Genomic DNA, 14,980 nt, shown 5'->3' on the forward strand with positions numbered 1-14,980 from the left:
CTCGCGCAGTCGCCTCACGATGCGGGCGAACACGATTAGGATGGAAGGATACGCCCGCCGGGCGGCCGCGACAATGCGAATCTCCGTGCCGGAACCGGGCGGCGAGGGCGTTCGGGCTCGATTTGACTTGCAGCATGCCTTGCTGAGAGCGCATTTGTTCAAGAAAGGTTCAGCTTAACGCGCGTCTCATACAGCGCGGGCGGAGACAGGGTGGGATCCCATGCAGGTAGTAAGAAGTTTGTCGATCCTCTCGGTGTGTCTCGTCGCGATGTCCGGTCTGGCCGGTCATTTGACCTCCGCCGCTGCGCAACAGCAGGAAAAGCGCATCGCGCTGGTGGTCGGCAATGCCGCCTATGCGAAATCGCCGCTGGCAACCGCGGCCAACGATGCCGGCCTGATCGCCCAAACCTTGCAGGCGGCGGGATTCGACGTGATCGGCGCCCGCGACCTCGATGGCGACACGCTGCGCAAGAGTTTCCGCGACTTCATCCAGAAGGCCGAAAGCTCGGGGCCGGACACGGTCGCGATGGTCTATCTGGCCGGTTACGGGCTGCAATTGGCCGGCGAGAACTATTTCGTGCCGGTCGACTCCGCGATCAACCGGGATACCGATGTTCCGACCGAGGCGTTGCGGACCGGCGACTACATCCGCCAACTCGCCTCGCTCCCGTTGAAGGCCGGAATCGTCGTGCTGGACGCGGCGCGGCAGCAGCCGTTCGTCGAGGGACAGATCGCAAGCGGTCTCGCTCTGGTCGAGGCCGACCCGCATATGCTGATCGCGTTCAACGCGGCGCCCGGGACGGTAGCGCCTGCCGAGCAAGGACCGTACGGCATCTACGCCCAATCGCTGGCCGAGATGATCCGGACCGGTGGATTGCCGCTGCCGGAGGTTTTCAATCGCGTCCGGCTTCGCGTCAACGAAGCCAGCAAGGGCGCGCAGGTGCCCTGGGACAGCCAGAAGGTCGACGCTAGCTTCACGTTCTTTGAGCGCTCACCGGATGCGCCCGCCCCGGCGCCGCCGGATCAGGTCGCCGCCATCCGCAGCAAACCGATCCGTGATCTCGGCGCGCAGGACGCTTACACCGCGGCGCTGGAGCGCGACACGCTGCCGGCCTATGAGGATTTTCTCGCCGCCTATCCCGACGATCCCATGGCGAAGCGGGTGAGGGCGATCGCTGCGGCACGGCGCGAAGCGATCACCTGGCGCCGCACCTACCGCGCCGACACCCCGAACGCCTATTGGTCGTATCTGCAACGCTACCCGCGCGGGCCTCATGCGGCCGACGCGCGCCGCCGGCTGGTCATTCTCACTGCGCCGGTCGAGCCGCCGCCGACATTCGATGTGATCGATTACGACGTGCCGCCGCCGCCGCCGGACGAGATCATCTATGTCGATCGTCCCGTGCTGGTGTTCAGCGATCCCGAGTTCGATTTTGTCCCGCCGCCACCGGCGCCGGTCTACTACCTGCCGCCGCCGCCGGATGATTTCGTGGTGCTGGAGCCGCCACCGCCGCCGATCGGGCTGTTCATCCTGCCGCAGCCGATCTTTGTGCCGATACCGGTCTATGTGAGGCCGCCGCGCTATGTCGCGCCGCCGCCGAACAACATCATCTTTGCCAACATCCACAACCGGGCCGTGATCAACAACGTCATCAACAGGCCGCAGCCCACTTTGCCTGCGGCGGGACTTGGCGACAGGGGACGTCCCGGCTCCCCGGCGGCGAGGGTGGTTGCGCCGGGCCAGGTTGGTGGCGCCACACCGACGCTGCCGCCTGCCGTGGCGCAACGGGCCACCTTGATCCAGCAGGGCAAGGCGCCGGTGCCGCCAAGCGCCGCGATCAGTCCTGCCGTGAGGACCGGTTTGCCCGCCGCTCCCGCCGGGCAGACCGGACGGCCGGGCGCGGTGCAGCCGGCGAACGCACCAGCCGCGCTGCCGTCGACACAGACCCCGCCGAGGACCAACGCCCTGCCGGTTCCGGGCGCCAGGGGCGCGCCAGCCGCGCCCCCGAGCGCCGCCGTCAATCCGAACGCAAGGCCAGCGCCGGGTGCGTTGCGCCCGGGAGGAACAGCGGCGCCCACTGCACCCGGCGCGGTCGGTGCACGGCCGGCCGTTGGCGCGACGGCTCCCGCGGTTCCGGCAGGCCGGCAGCCCGCGGTTGCGCCGCCACCCAGCGCCGCCGCGCCATCAAGGCCGTCTGCTGCGGTTGCGCCAAAACCTCAACTACAACCTGAGCTGCGGCGTGGCCCGCCACCGTCTGCGGCGCATGTGGCAAGGCCCCCGCCACCGCCGGCAGCGCGAGTAGCCCCGGCATCGCCCCCGCCCAGGATGGCCGCGCCGCCTCCACCAGCGAGGATGGCCGCACCGTCGCCTCCACCCAGGATGGCTGCGCCGCCGGCCCCGCCGCCGCGCATGGCCGCACCCCCACCGCCGCCGCCGCGGATGGCCGCGCCGCCACCGCCTCCACCGAGGATGGCCGCGCCGCCACCGCCTCCACCGAGGATGGCCGCGCCGCCACCGCCTCCACCGAGGATGGCCGCGCCGCCACCGCCTCCACCGAGGATGGCTGCGCCGCCACCGCCTCCACCAAGGATGGCCGCACCACCCCCGGCACCCGCGCGTGTGGCCGCACCACCGCCGATGGCTGCACCGCGTGCGGCGCCGGCTCCGGCGGCCGCGGCCAGGGGGTGCCTGCCGGGCCGATGCTGATCGTTAGCCGGCCAGATCCCGGGTCTGGCCGGAGCGGCCCTAAATCGCTGATCTGGAAGACCGAAAAACCGGCCGTATTTCCTTGCTTCCGGCTGGAATCCGGCTATATAGCGCGCCATCTCACACGGAAACATGGCTCTCAAAGGCCGTCCGGTGGCAACCGGGCCAGTCAGGCTCGTTTGCTCACACGTTTCCGGAGGAACCAACCGGAGAACTATTACTATGGCGCTACCCGATTTTTCCATGCGTCAGCTCTTGGAAGCTGGCGTCCACTTTGGCCACCAATCGCACCGCTGGAATCCGAAGATGGCGGATTACATTTTCGGTGCCCGCAACAACATCCACATCATCGATCTCGCCCAGACCGTGCCGATGCTGCATCGCGCGCTGCAGGCGGTTTCCGACACGGTTGCCAAGGGCGGCCGCATCCTGTTCGTCGGCACCAAGCGCCAGGCGCAGGACGGCGTTGCCGAGGCGGCCAAGCGCTCGGCGCAGTATTTCGTCAATTCGCGCTGGCTCGGCGGCACGCTGACCAACTGGAAGACGATTTCAGGATCGATCAAGCGCCTGCGTCACCTCGATGAGGTGCTGTCGTCGGGCGAGGCCAACTCCTACACCAAGAAGGAGCGGCTGACGCTGCAGCGCGAGCGCGACAAGCTCGACCGCTCGCTCGGCGGTATCAAGGACATGGGCGGTCTTCCCGACATGATCTTCGTGATCGACACCAACAAGGAAGACATCGCGATCCAGGAAGCGCAGCGGCTCAACATTCCCGTTGCCGCGATCGTCGACACCAACTCCGACCCGAAGGGCATCACCTTCGTGGTGCCGGGCAATGACGATGCCGGCCGCGCCATTTCGCTGTATTGCGACCTGATTGCCCGCGCCGCCATCGACGGCATTTCGCGCGCGCAGGGCGACTCCGGCATCGATATCGGCGCCGCCGTTCAGCCGGTCCGCGAGGAAGTTCCGGCAGCGCCCCAGCCGACCGGCTTCCAGGGACTGGCCGGTCCGCGCGGCACTGCCGACAACCTCAAGAAGCTCACCGGCGTGTCGGGTACGATCGAGAAGAAGCTCAACGACCTCGGCATCTTCCATTACTGGCAGCTTGCCGAACTCGACCACGACACCGCGCACAAGATCGGTGAAGAGGTTGGTCTTCCGAGCCGCGCCGATGCCTGGGTCGCCCAGGCCAAGACGCTGACCGCGGAAGCGGAATAATTGGTTCGCCGCGTGGCCGGGTCTTCCGGCCACCGGTCCTGCTCCCCAGATACGGCATTCCCTGTAGCTGACGACGGCACGGCGCAAAGCGCGCGCCGCGCCCGCAGCTCACAGGCAAGAAGGATATTCGACGATGGCAACGATCACTGCGGCAATGGTCAAGGAACTGCGCGAGTCGACTGGCGCGGGCATGATGGACTGCAAGGCAGCGCTCACCGAAACTTCGGGCGACATGCAGGGCGCCCAGGATTGGCTGCGCAAGAAGGGCCTCTCGAAGGCCGCCAAGAAGGCCGGCCGCGTCGCGGCGGAAGGCCTGATCGGTGCGGTGACGTCGGGCACCAAGGGCGTCGTGGTCGAAGTCAATTCCGAGACCGATTTCGTCGCCCGCAACGAGCAGTTCCAGGGCCTCGTCAAGATGATCGCGCAGGTCGCGCTCGACGTCGGCGCCGACGTCGAGAAGATCAAGGCGGCGAAGGTCGGCAGCGTCACGGTCGAAACCGCGATTTCGGACGCGATCGCCACCATCGGCGAGAACATGACGCTGCGCCGCGCGGCTTCCCTCGAAGTCGGCAAGGGCGTGGTGTCGAGCTACATCCATGGCGCCGTGATCGATGGCGCCGGCAAGATGGGCGTGCTGGTCGCGCTTGAATCCACCGGCAAGTCCGATGAACTCGCGCATCTCGGCCGGCAGCTTGCGATGCATGTGGCTGCAACCAATCCGCAGGCGCTGGATCCGTCCGGCCTCGACCCCGAGATCGTGAAGCGCGAAAAGGACGTGCTGGCCGACAAGTATCGCCAGCAGGGCAAGCCGGAAAACGTGATCGAGAAGATCGTCGAGTCCGGCCTGAAGACCTATTACAAGGAAGTCTGCCTGTTGGAGCAGGCGTTCATCCACGACGAAAAGGGCAAGTCGGTCGCGCAAGCTCTGAAGGAAGCCGAAGGCAAGATCGGCGCGCCGGTGAAGATTGCCGGATTTGTGCGCTATGCTCTCGGCGAGGGAATCGAAAAGCAGGAATCCGATTTCGCAGCCGAAGTCGCGGCGGCCAGCGGCAAGAAGTAACCGCTGCGGTCACAGTCTTCCGGCGCAAATGCGCCGGAAGTCGCCTGCGCGGGAGAGGGAAGCGTAAGCCATGGCTGAGCCGGTCTATCGTCGCGTCGTGATCAAGCTCTCGGGCGAGTATCTCGCAGGTAGCCATTTCTTCGGCATCGACCAGCCAACCGTTGACCGCATCGCCGACGACCTGATCGCGGCCCACAAGCTCGGCGTCGAGGTGGCCGTCGTGATCGGCGGCGGCAACATCGTTCGCGGCGTGGAAGTGTCCTCGCGCGGCGTTTCGCGCCCGACCGGTGACACCATGGGCATGCTAGCCACCGTGATGAACTGCCTGGCGCTGGAGGCTGCCATCGAGCGCAAGGGGGCGCCGGCGCGGACCCTGTCGGCGTTCGTAATGCCTGAGATTTCCGAGGTCTTCACCCGCGGTGCAGCGCACAAATACCTCGCCGAGGGGCGTATCGTGCTGCTGGGTGGCGGAACCGGCAATCCGTTCTTCACCACCGATACCACGGCAGTGCTGCGGGCGGCCGAAATCGGCGCTCAGGCGGTGCTCAAGGCCACCAATGTCGACGGCGTTTACAGCGCCGACCCCAAAAAGGACCCGTCCGCCAAGCGTTTTGATCGGCTGACGCATTCGCAGGCGATCGCCGGCGACTACAAGGTGATGGACGCGACTGCATTCGCGCTTGCCCGCGAGACGTCACTGCCTATCATCGTATTCTCGATCGCCGAGCCGGGTTCGATCGGCGCGATCCTGCGCGGGACCGGCCACGGCACGGTGGTTGCCGGCTGATATGCCGGTTGCACTTTTCGAACCGCGGCTTGAAGACGCCAGCGGCTGGTTTCCAAGGAGGGGAGAGCGTTATGCCCACGCCCGGTTTTGACATCAACGAATTGAAGCGCCGCATGCAAGGCGCCACTCACGCGCTCAAGCACGAGCTCGGTGGCCTGCGAACCGGCCGCGCGGCAGCGTCCATGCTGGAGCCGGTGCAGGTCGAGGCCTACGGATCGCACATGCCGCTCAACCAGCTCGCCACCGTCAGCGTGCCCGAGCCGCGGCTGCTTTCCGTCCAGGTGTGGGACAAGTCGATGGTGAAAGCCGTGGAGAAGGCGATCGTCGATTCCAATCTCGGCCTCTCACCCGCGACCGAAGGGCAGGTGCTGCGCCTGCGGATCCCCGAGCTTAACGAGGAACGGCGCAAGGAACTGGTGAAGGTCGCGCATAAATACGCCGAGGCGGCCAAGGTTGCCGTTCGCCACGTCCGTCGCGACGGCCTGGATATCGTCAAGAAGCTCGAGAAGAATCACGAGATCTCCGAAGACGATCAGGAGCGCTTGGCCCATGACGTGCAGAAGGCGACCGATAGTACAATTGCGGAAATCGATCAGTTGCTGGCGGCGAAGGAAAAGGAAATCCTCACCGTTTGATGACAAGGTTCACGAGTTGAGACTGGCCCTGGAATTCAGATAATGCCGAACGCCGCCGCCCCCGCCACGGAAGGACCGGATCGCTCCGTCCCGTTGCATGTGGCGATCATTATGGACGGAAATGGGCGCTGGGCGGCAGCGCGCGGCTTGCCGCGCGCCGAAGGCCACCGCCGCGGCGTCGAGGCGCTGCGCCGCGTCGTTCGCGCCGCCCATGAACTCGGCGTGCTCTATCTGACGATCTTTTCGTTCAGCTCCGAAAACTGGTCGCGGCCGGCGACCGAAATCGGCGATCTCTTCGGATTGCTCCGCCGCTTCATCCGCAACGATCTGGCGACGCTGCACCGCGACGGCGTGCGCGTGCGCGTGATCGGCGAACGAGAGGGGCTGGAGCCCGATATCTGCACACTCTTGAACGAGGCCGAGGAACTGACGAGAAGTAACACCAAGCTCAATCTCGTAGTCGCGTTCAACTACGGATCGCGCCAGGAAATTGCCGGCGCTGCCCAACGGCTGGCGCGTGAAGTCGCGGAGGGCAAGCGCGATCCCGCCTCGATCGATGCCGATACGCTCGGCCGCTATCTCGATGCACCTGACATTCCCGATCCCGACCTGATCATCCGCACCAGCGGCGAACAGCGGCTGTCGAACTTCCTGATGTGGCAGGCGGCCTATAGCGAACTTGTATTCGTGCCGATCCACTGGCCCGATTTCGACAAGGCCGCGCTCGAAAGCGCCATTGCCGAATATGCCAGACGGGAACGCCGCTTCGGCGGTCTGGTTGCGAAAACCGGATCGTGACCGACCCCGAGCCCGCGCCGGCGGCAGCAAGCGCGCCCGATTCGCGCAATCTCGTGATGCGTATCGCCGCCGCCGCAGTGCTGATTCCGCTTGCGGTCGCCATCGCCTATGCGGGCGGCTGGCTGTGGGCCGCGCTGGTGACGCTGGCGGCCGTCGGCCTGTTCGTCGAATGGCTTGCGATCGTGGGCCTCGCCGGGGCAACGCGTGTAATCGTCCCGGGCGTGGCCGCGCTTGCGCTCGGCGGAGTTTGCTTTGCGATCGGCCGGCTCGATGCCGCGCTGATCGTACTCGGCATCGGCTTTGTCGCGGTGGTGTCGATCGCGCCGGAGCGGCGAAACTGGGCAGCGGCCGGATTTCTGTACGCGGCCGCGGCCGAAATTGCCTCGGTCCTGGTGCGTCTGGATTCCGTAAAGGGATTTGCCGCCCTGATGTTCGTGCTGCTGATTGTGTGGGTGACCGATAGTGGCGGCTATTTCGCGGGCCGCGGTATTGGCGGACCAAAACTGTGGCCGCGCGTCAGCCCGAAAAAGACCTGGGCCGGCGCCGTCGGCGGATTTGCCGCCAGTCTGGCCGTGGCAGGCGGATTTGCCGCCTTTGGTCTCGGCAAAGTGGGGCCGCTGCTGGCGCTTTCGGCGGCCCTTTCGGTGGTTTCGCAGCTCGGCGACCTCTTCGAATCCGCCGTGAAGCGCCGTTTTGGCGTAAAGGACTCAAGTCACATCATCCCCGGCCATGGCGGACTAATGGATCGTCTGGATGGGTTTGTCGCAGCCGTTGTCGTGGCGGCACTTTTCGGCTTTCTGCGGGGCGGCGCCGATGGCGTCGGTCGCGGTCTTATGGTTTGGTGAAACGATGAGCGCAGTTCCATTGCGTAACAACAAGGCCGCTTGGTCGGATGCGCGCACCGTCACGGTATTGGGCGCCACCGGTTCCATCGGCGACAGCACCATGGATCTGCTGCGCGGCGCGCGCGACCGCTACCAGGTCGAGGCGCTGACCGCGAATTCCAACGTCGAAGCGCTGGCCAGGCTCGCGAAGGAATTCGGCGTACGATTCGCTGCGATCGCCGACCCCACGCGCCTTGGCGAACTGAAGGATGCGCTGGCAGGCACGAATATCGAATGCGGCGCCGGCGAAAGCGCGATCATCGAAGCCGCCGCGCGTCCCGCCGACTGGGTGATGGCGGCGGTGAGCGGCGCGGCTGGGCTGAAGCCTGCGCTTGCTGCGGTCGACCGCGGCGCCGCCGTCGCATTGGCGAACAAGGAATGCCTGGTGTGTGCCGGCGATTTCTTCATGCAGCGCGCGGCGAAGGCCGGCGCCTGCATCCTCCCGGCAGATTCCGAACACAACGCGCTGTTTCAGGCGCTCTCTTCCGGCAATCGCGAGGAATTGGTGCGCGTGATCATCACCGCATCCGGTGGCCCGTTCCGCACCTGGGCGCCGGCCGACATCGAGCAGGCGACGCTTGAGCAGGCCTTGAAGCATCCGAACTGGAGCATGGGCCAGAAGATCACCATTGATTCGGCCTCGATGATGAACAAGGGCCTCGAAGTCATCGAAGCCTCCTATCTGTTCGCGCTCTCGGCCGACGAGATCGACGTCCTCGTGCATCCGCAGTCGATCATCCACGGCATGGTCGAATTCTCCGATCGCTCTGTGGTTGCGCAGCTCGGCGCGCCCGACATGCGCATCCCGATCGCGCACTGCCTTGGATGGCCCGATCGAATCGTTGGCCCGTCGGCCAGGCTGGACCTCGCAAAAATCGGCCAGCTCACGTTCGAGGCGCCGGACTTCGAGCGGTTCCCGGGCTTGCGGCTGGCCTACGAGGCGTTACGTACAGGGCGTGGCGCGACCACGGTATTCAACGCCGCCAATGAGGTGGCGGTGGCGGCGTTCATCGCCGGAAAGATCAAATTCGGATCGATCGCGCGCCTCGTCGAAGCCACCATCAACGATTGGATTCGTGCCGGGAACCTTGCGCCTTTGAGCTCGGCGGACGACGCGATCTCCGTTGACCATAACGCGCGAAATCGAGCCGCCTCCCTATTGCCTCAAATTGCCTTAAAGGCATCCTAGAGGGTTGGGGACGGAGCCATCGGCTCTTGTCGAGGGGAACCTGATGTCAGAGTTTTTTCTAAGCAGTTTCAGTACGTTGGGCCACGGGCTCATCGGCTACATCATTCCCTTTTTGTTCGTTCTGACCATCGTCGTGTTCTTCCATGAACTCGGCCACTTCCTGGTCGCCCGCTGGGCGGGCGTGAAGGTGTTGACGTTCTCGCTCGGGTTCGGGCCGGAACTTGCCGGCTTCAACGACCGTCACGGCACGCGCTGGAAGATCTCCGCGATCCCGCTCGGCGGTTACGTGAAGTTCTTCGGCGACGAATCGGAAGCCTCGACGCCCGCGTCGGCCGAATCGCTCGCCCGCATGAGCGAGGAAGAGCGCGCGGGCAGTTTCCATCACAAGAAGGTCGGCGCGCGCGCAGCCATCGTGGCCGCCGGTCCGATCGCGAATTTCATTCTGGCGATCGTCATTTTCACCTGTCTCTTCACTTTCTTCGGCAAGCCGAGCACGACGGCACGCGTCGACAAGATCGAAGCCAGCAGCGCCGCCGAGCGGGCGGGCTTTCAGGTCGGCGACGTCGTCACCGCCATCGACGGCAAAAAGATCGGCAGCTTCTCCGACATGCAGCGCTTCGTGAGCGTTCGCGCAGGCGAGACCATGACCTTCACCGTCAAGCGGGGTGATTCCACGTTTGAATTGAAGGGCACGCCGGAACTGCGCGAAGTGAAGGATCCGTTCGGAAATACCCAGAGGCTCGGAATTCTCGGCATTACCCGTGCGACCTCGCCGGGCGAGGTGACCACCGAGAAGGTCGATCCGGCGACCGCATTCTGGCTCGGAATCAAGGAAACCTGGTTCGTCATCGAGCAGACGCTCGCCTATATCGGTAACATCTTTACCGGCCGGGCGAGCGCGGACCAGATCGGCGGGCCGATTCGGATCGCGCAGATTTCGGGGCAGGTGGCTACCTTGGGAATCATTCCGCTGCTGCATCTGGCGGCGGTGCTGTCCATTTCGATCGGGCTATTGAATTTGTTCCCGGTGCCCTTGCTCGATGGCGGTCACCTTATGTTCTACACGGCCGAGGTGCTCCGCGGGCGTCCATTGTCGGAAAAATCCCAGGAATACGGGTTCCGAGTCGGGCTGGTTCTGGTCCTGATGCTGATGGTGTTCGCCTTCTATAACGACTTCCATCAGGTGCCGTGGCTGAAGGGGCTGTTCGGGAGGTCGTAGAAGCGGCTTTTTTATGACGTTGCCCTTTGGCAACGTCTTGGAATGAAATTGGAATCGCATCGCGATGTCTGGTTTGCCCCCCTGTCGAAATTGGCTACAAGCAATGCAACTTTGGGATTCTGCCGGTTCGTAGGGGTACGAGCCGGCAGTGCAATGACGAGGGCGCGTTGCGCATGATGTTGGGAATGCGAGTGCGGGGGGGTCTGCTGGCCGCTCTGATCATGGTTGCCGCGCCGATGGGGGGCGCGTTGGTGTCTGTGCCGGCTGCGGCCCAGACCGCGGCGTCGATCGTCGTTGAAGGGAACCGGCGTGTCGAGGTCGAGACCATCCGCTCCTATTTCAAGCCGGGCCCCGGCGGCCGCCTCGGGCAGGCCCAGATCGACGATGGCCTGAAAGCGCTGATCGAGACCGGCCTGTTCCAGGACGTGCGAATCAACCAGGTCGGCGGTCGGCTGGTCGTGACGGTCGTCGAAAACGCCGTGATCGGGCGCATCGCCTTCGAAGGCAACAAGAAGGTCAAGGACGAACAGCTTTCGGCTGAAATCCAGTCCAAGCCGCGCGGTACTTTCTCGCGTCCGATGGTTCAGTCGGACGCCCAGCGCATCGCCGAAATCTACCGGCGCTCCGGCCGCTATGACGTGCGCGTCACTCCGGAAATCATCGAGCAGCCGAACAACCGCGTCGACCTGATCTTCACGATCACCGAAGGCGGCAAAACCGGCGTCAAGTCGATCGAGTTCATCGGCAACGTCGCCTATTCGTCCTATCGCCTCAAGGACGTTATCAAGACGCGCGAATCGAACCTTCTGAGCTTCCTCGGCGGCGCCGACGTCTATGATCCCGACCGGGTCGAGGCGGACCGCGATCTGATTCGCCGCTTCTACCTCAAGAACGGTTACGCCGACGTGCAGGTGGTCGCCGCACTGACCGAGTATGACCCCGAGAAGAAGGGCTTCCTCGTCACCTTCAAGATCGATGAGGGGCAGCAATATCGCGTTGCCTCCGTCGATTTCCAGACCTCCATCCCGACCCTCGATGCCGCCTCGATGCGCAGCTTCTCGCGCGTCAGCGTCGGCTCGGTTTACAATGCCGAGGCGCTGGAGAAATCCGTCGAGGAAATGCAGATCGAGGCTTCACGGCGCGGCTACGCCTTCGCCGTGGTGCGTCCGCGCGGCGATCGCAATTTCGAGCAGCACACCGTTTCGATCGTGTTCGCCGTCGACGAAGGCCCGCGAACCTATATCGAGCGCATCAACGTCCGCGGTAACACCCGTACCCGCGACTACGTGATCCGCCGCGAGTTCGACCTGTCCGAAGGCGACGCCTACAACCGCGCCCTGGTCGATCGCGCCGAGCGCCGGCTGAAGAACCTCGACTTCTTCAAGAGCGTGAAGATCCTGACCGAGCCCGGCTCGTCGACCGATCGCGTGATCCTGATCGTCGACCTCGAAGAAAAATCGACCGGCGACTTCTCGGTGTCGGGCGGCTATTCGACCACGGACGGCGCACTGGCCGAAGTCAGCATCTCTGAGCGCAACTTCCTCGGCCGCGGCCTGTATGCGAAGGCTGCTGTGACCTACGGTCAGTACGCGCGCGGCGGTTCGCTGTCGTTCGTCGACCCCTATTTGTTCGACTATCGCGTCGCGCTTGGCCTCGACCTGTTCTATCGTGAACAGCTCGCCAACAGCTACATCGCGTACGGCACCAAGACGTTGGGCTTCAGCCCGCGGCTCGGCTTCACCTTGCGCGAAGATCTCGCGCTTCAGTTGCGCTACTCGATCTATCAGCAGGAAATCTCGCTGCCGAGCACGCTCGCCAACTGTAACAACAACCCGGCGAACTCGTTGCTCGCCTTCAATCCAAGCCCGGCCTTTGCGGCGAGTCAGACTCCCCCCATCGACCTGACATCCACAAACGGTCTCGGATGTTACTTCGACGGCGAAGCTTCGCTGCCGATCCGCAGGGAACTGCAGAGCGGCAAGGCGCTGACCTCGTCGGTCGGCTATTCGCTGAACTACAACACGCTTGATAACAACAAGAACCCGACCGACGGCTTGCTGATCGACTGGAAGCAGGACTTCGCCGGCGTCGGCGGCGACGTGAAGTACATCAAGTCGGCGATCGACGCGAAGTACTACACCCCGCTGGTCGCCGATATCGTCGGCCTGATCCATCTCCAGGGCGGCATTCTCAACCAGTTCGGCGGCAGCGAACTGCGCATGCTCGATCACTTCCAGATGGGTCCGAACCTGGTGCGCGGTTTTGCGCCAAACGGTATCGGTCCGCGCGATTTGAATCCGTTCGGTACACGTGATGCGCTCGGCGGCACCAAGTACTGGGGCGCTTCGTTCGAATTGCAGATGCCGTTCTGGTTCCTGCCGAAGGAAGTCGGGCTCAAGGGCTCGGTCTATGCCGACGCCGGTGGACTGTTCGACTACAAGGGACCGACGTCGTGGGCGGCAACGGGCGAGGTCAACCTGCCTGGTTGCATCCCGCCGACGCAGGCGACGGCGACCACTCCGGCCAGTGCCGGAACTTGTACGGGATTGCAGTTCGACAACGGCAATGTGGTTCGCACCTCGGTGGGTGTCGGCCTGATCTGGGCCTCGCCCTTCGGTCCGCTCCGCTTCGACTATGCGGTTCCGCTTACGAAGGGCCAGTTTGACCGCGTGCAGGAATTCAAGTTTGGCGGTGGCACATCGTTCTAAGGTGTCTTGAAGCGAAATGGACTAAGGTCCACGTGACGAGAACACCAAGGAATAGGAGGAGGGTTCGGCTTCGCGTCTTCGAAGCCGGCTCTCTGGTGTGAATAGCGGCCGGACTGCGACGGGTGAAATGGCGCAGCCGATATTCTTCAAGCAACCTCCTTCCTCAACGCTGGCCGAGCTGGCCGCGTTGACAGGAGCGGTATTGGTCGACCCTGCGCGGGACGGTGACGTGATCAGGGGCCTCGCTTCGCTTGACGAAGCCGGTCCGATGCATCTGGCGTTCTTCGACAATCTCAAATACACCGATCAGCTCAAGGCGACCAAAGCTGGCGCTTGCCTGGTCAGCCCGCGTTTCGAGGCCCAGGTGCCCGCCCATGTGGCGGTGCTGCGGGCGGCCCAGCCGTTCCGCGCCTTCGTGAAGCTGGCGCGCGAGTGGCACGCCGATGCGCTCCGCCCGCAATCCTGGTTCGACAATGACGGCATCGCGCCGTCGGCGATCATCGACCCGTCCGCCCATCTCGAGGACGGCGTCATCGTCGATCCGCTCGCGGTGATCGGCCCGCGGGTCGAGATCGGCACTGGCACCGTAATCGGTGCCGGCGCGGTAATCGGCGCCGACGTCAAAATCGGCCGCGACTGCAATGTAGGTGCGCGCACCGCGATCCAGTTCGCCCTGATCGGCAACAACGTGCTGATCCACCCCGCCTGCAGCATCGGCCAGGACGGTTATGGCTTCATTTTCTTCGGCCCCGAGGGCCATCTGAAGGTGCCCCAGACCGGCCGCGTCCTGATCCAGAACGATGTCGAAATCGGCGCTGGCACCTGCATCGACCGCGGCAGCCTGCGGGATACCGTGATCGGCGAGGGCACCAAAATCGACAATCAGGTCCAGATCGGCCACAATGTGACCATCGGCAGGCACTGCCTGCTCGCGGCCCAGATCGGGCTCGCGGGCAGCCTGACGATCGGTGACAACGTCGCGCTGGGCGCCAAGGTGGGCATCAACAACCACCTCAAGATCGGCGATGGCGCGCAGGTGACGGCGATGAGCGCGGTCAAGGACGATATCCCACCCAATGGCCGCTGGGGCGGACATTTTGCCAAACCGACCAAGCAGTGGTTCAGGGAGATTGTTGCAGTGGAGCGGCTGGTGCAGGGTGGCACCGTCGATCCGAAAGGCGAGGGGCGCGAGTGATGGAGGAGGCACCGGTCAGGTTTGAGCTCGTGGATATCAACGAGATCCTCAAGACGCTCCCGCACCGTTATCCAATGCTGCTGATCGATCGGGTGATCAAGATCCGGACCGATTACAGCGGTATCGGCATCAAGAACGTTACCTTCAACGAGCCGCCGTTTCTCGGCCATTTCCCCGAACGTCCGGTCTATCCCGGCGTGATGATGATCGAGGCCATGGCGCAGACCGCCGGCGTGATCGGCATCAAGTCGGTCGAAGGCACCGAGAAGCCACGCGCGGTTTATTTCCTCACCATCGACAAGTGCAAATTCCGCAAGCCGGTGATGCCCGGCGACACCATCGAGTACCACATGCGCTCGATCGGCCGCCGCAAGGCGATGTGGTGGTTTCACGGCGACGCCAAGGTAAATGGTGCCGTGGTCGCGGAAGCCGACGTCGGCGCGATGCTGACGGATTGAGCCGGATTGAATTTACCCGTCACACACCTGACGTCTTCCTGATGTCTTTGTTCAATCCTTGGTAGTGGGACCCATTTTCGAGGTCGTTTGACGAAATTTGCGGATTAGACCTGGCTTGG

The 14,980-nt window shown here is 64.2% G+C and carries 12 protein-coding genes; all 12 read left to right on the forward strand.

The window, feature by feature from the left end:
• Positions 1–220: 220 nt before the first annotated feature.
• The 12 genes from V1278_RS20935 (at position 221) to fabZ (ending at position 14,861) form a co-directional block, all read left to right on the forward strand.
• Positions 221–2,707, forward strand: a complete 2,487-nt coding sequence (locus V1278_RS20935; protein ID WP_334382071.1) for a caspase family protein — start codon at positions 221–223, stop codon at positions 2,705–2,707.
• A gap of 222 nt (positions 2,708–2,929) precedes the next feature.
• Entirely contained in the window at positions 2,930–3,928 is a 999-nt protein-coding gene (locus V1278_RS20940) for a 30S ribosomal protein S2 (RefSeq protein WP_057843031.1), read from the forward strand.
• A gap of 133 nt (positions 3,929–4,061) precedes the next feature.
• On the forward strand, positions 4,062–4,988 hold the full coding sequence (gene tsf / locus V1278_RS20945; protein WP_334382072.1) for a translation elongation factor Ts: 927 nt from the start codon (positions 4,062–4,064) through the stop codon (positions 4,986–4,988).
• 70 nt (positions 4,989–5,058) lie between these two features.
• Entirely contained in the window at positions 5,059–5,775 is a 717-nt protein-coding gene (gene pyrH / locus V1278_RS20950) for a UMP kinase (RefSeq protein ID WP_028345831.1), read from the forward strand.
• Positions 5,776–5,846: 71 nt separating this feature from the next.
• Positions 5,847–6,410 carry a ribosome recycling factor gene (gene frr, locus V1278_RS20955; RefSeq protein ID WP_028345832.1) on the forward strand — a complete coding sequence of 188 codons (564 nt, stop codon included), beginning with the start codon at positions 5,847–5,849 and terminating at the stop codon, positions 6,408–6,410.
• 42 nt (positions 6,411–6,452) lie between these two features.
• A complete protein-coding gene (locus tag V1278_RS20960) occupies positions 6,453–7,208 on the forward strand; it encodes an isoprenyl transferase (protein WP_334382073.1) in 756 nt (251 codons plus the stop codon).
• Positions 7,205–8,053 carry a phosphatidate cytidylyltransferase gene (locus V1278_RS20965; RefSeq protein ID WP_334382074.1) on the forward strand — a complete coding sequence of 283 codons (849 nt, stop codon included), beginning with the start codon at positions 7,205–7,207 and terminating at the stop codon, positions 8,051–8,053. Before V1278_RS20960 ends, V1278_RS20965 begins: the two co-directional genes overlap by 4 nt.
• 4 nt (positions 8,054–8,057) lie before the next feature.
• Entirely contained in the window at positions 8,058–9,281 is a 1,224-nt protein-coding gene (gene dxr / locus V1278_RS20970; protein WP_334382075.1) for a 1-deoxy-D-xylulose-5-phosphate reductoisomerase, read from the forward strand.
• A 43-nt stretch (positions 9,282–9,324) separates the two neighbouring features.
• Positions 9,325–10,500: an RIP metalloprotease RseP gene (gene rseP / locus V1278_RS20975; RefSeq protein ID WP_334382076.1), complete on the forward strand. Its 1,176-nt coding sequence runs from the start codon at positions 9,325–9,327 to the stop codon at positions 10,498–10,500.
• Positions 10,501–10,673: 173 nt separating this feature from the next.
• The gene (bamA, locus tag V1278_RS20980) at positions 10,674–13,208 is read left to right on the forward strand and encodes an outer membrane protein assembly factor BamA (RefSeq protein WP_334382077.1); all 2,535 of its coding nucleotides are present in this window, start codon (positions 10,674–10,676) and stop codon (positions 13,206–13,208) included.
• 127 nt (positions 13,209–13,335) lie between these two features.
• Positions 13,336–14,403, forward strand: a complete 1,068-nt coding sequence (lpxD, locus tag V1278_RS20985; protein WP_334382078.1) for a UDP-3-O-(3-hydroxymyristoyl)glucosamine N-acyltransferase — start codon at positions 13,336–13,338, stop codon at positions 14,401–14,403.
• The gene (gene fabZ, locus V1278_RS20990; RefSeq protein ID WP_028345839.1) at positions 14,403–14,861 is read left to right on the forward strand and encodes a 3-hydroxyacyl-ACP dehydratase FabZ; all 459 of its coding nucleotides are present in this window, start codon (positions 14,403–14,405) and stop codon (positions 14,859–14,861) included. The genes lpxD and fabZ overlap by 1 nt, the downstream gene beginning before the upstream one ends.
• Positions 14,862–14,980: the final 119 nt, after the last annotated feature.

Origin of the sequence: Bradyrhizobium sp. AZCC 1577 (assembly GCF_036924575.1) — a bacterium.
Lineage (GTDB): Bacteria > Pseudomonadota > Alphaproteobacteria > Rhizobiales > Xanthobacteraceae > Bradyrhizobium.

Bases quoted from the DNA above. Each gene is read 5' to 3' on its own strand.
- V1278_RS20935 (WP_334382071.1), top strand. From the start codon at position 221: ATGCAGGTAGTAAGAAGTTTGTCGATCCTCTCGGTGTGTCTCGTCGCG.
- V1278_RS20940 (WP_057843031.1), top strand. From the start codon at position 2,930: ATGGCGCTACCCGATTTTTCCATGCGTCAGCTCTTGGAAGCTGGCGTC.
- tsf (WP_334382072.1), top strand. From the start codon at position 4,062: ATGGCAACGATCACTGCGGCAATGGTCAAGGAACTGCGCGAGTCGACT.
- pyrH (WP_028345831.1), top strand. From the start codon at position 5,059: ATGGCTGAGCCGGTCTATCGTCGCGTCGTGATCAAGCTCTCGGGCGAG.
- frr (WP_028345832.1), top strand. From the start codon at position 5,847: ATGCCCACGCCCGGTTTTGACATCAACGAATTGAAGCGCCGCATGCAA.
- V1278_RS20960 (WP_334382073.1), top strand. From the start codon at position 6,453: ATGCCGAACGCCGCCGCCCCCGCCACGGAAGGACCGGATCGCTCCGTC.
- dxr (WP_334382075.1), top strand. From the start codon at position 8,058: ATGAGCGCAGTTCCATTGCGTAACAACAAGGCCGCTTGGTCGGATGCG.
- rseP (WP_334382076.1), top strand. From the start codon at position 9,325: ATGTCAGAGTTTTTTCTAAGCAGTTTCAGTACGTTGGGCCACGGGCTC.
- bamA (WP_334382077.1), top strand. From the start codon at position 10,674: ATGATGTTGGGAATGCGAGTGCGGGGGGGTCTGCTGGCCGCTCTGATC.
- lpxD (WP_334382078.1), top strand. From the start codon at position 13,336: ATGGCGCAGCCGATATTCTTCAAGCAACCTCCTTCCTCAACGCTGGCC.
- fabZ (WP_028345839.1), top strand. From the start codon at position 14,403: ATGGAGGAGGCACCGGTCAGGTTTGAGCTCGTGGATATCAACGAGATC.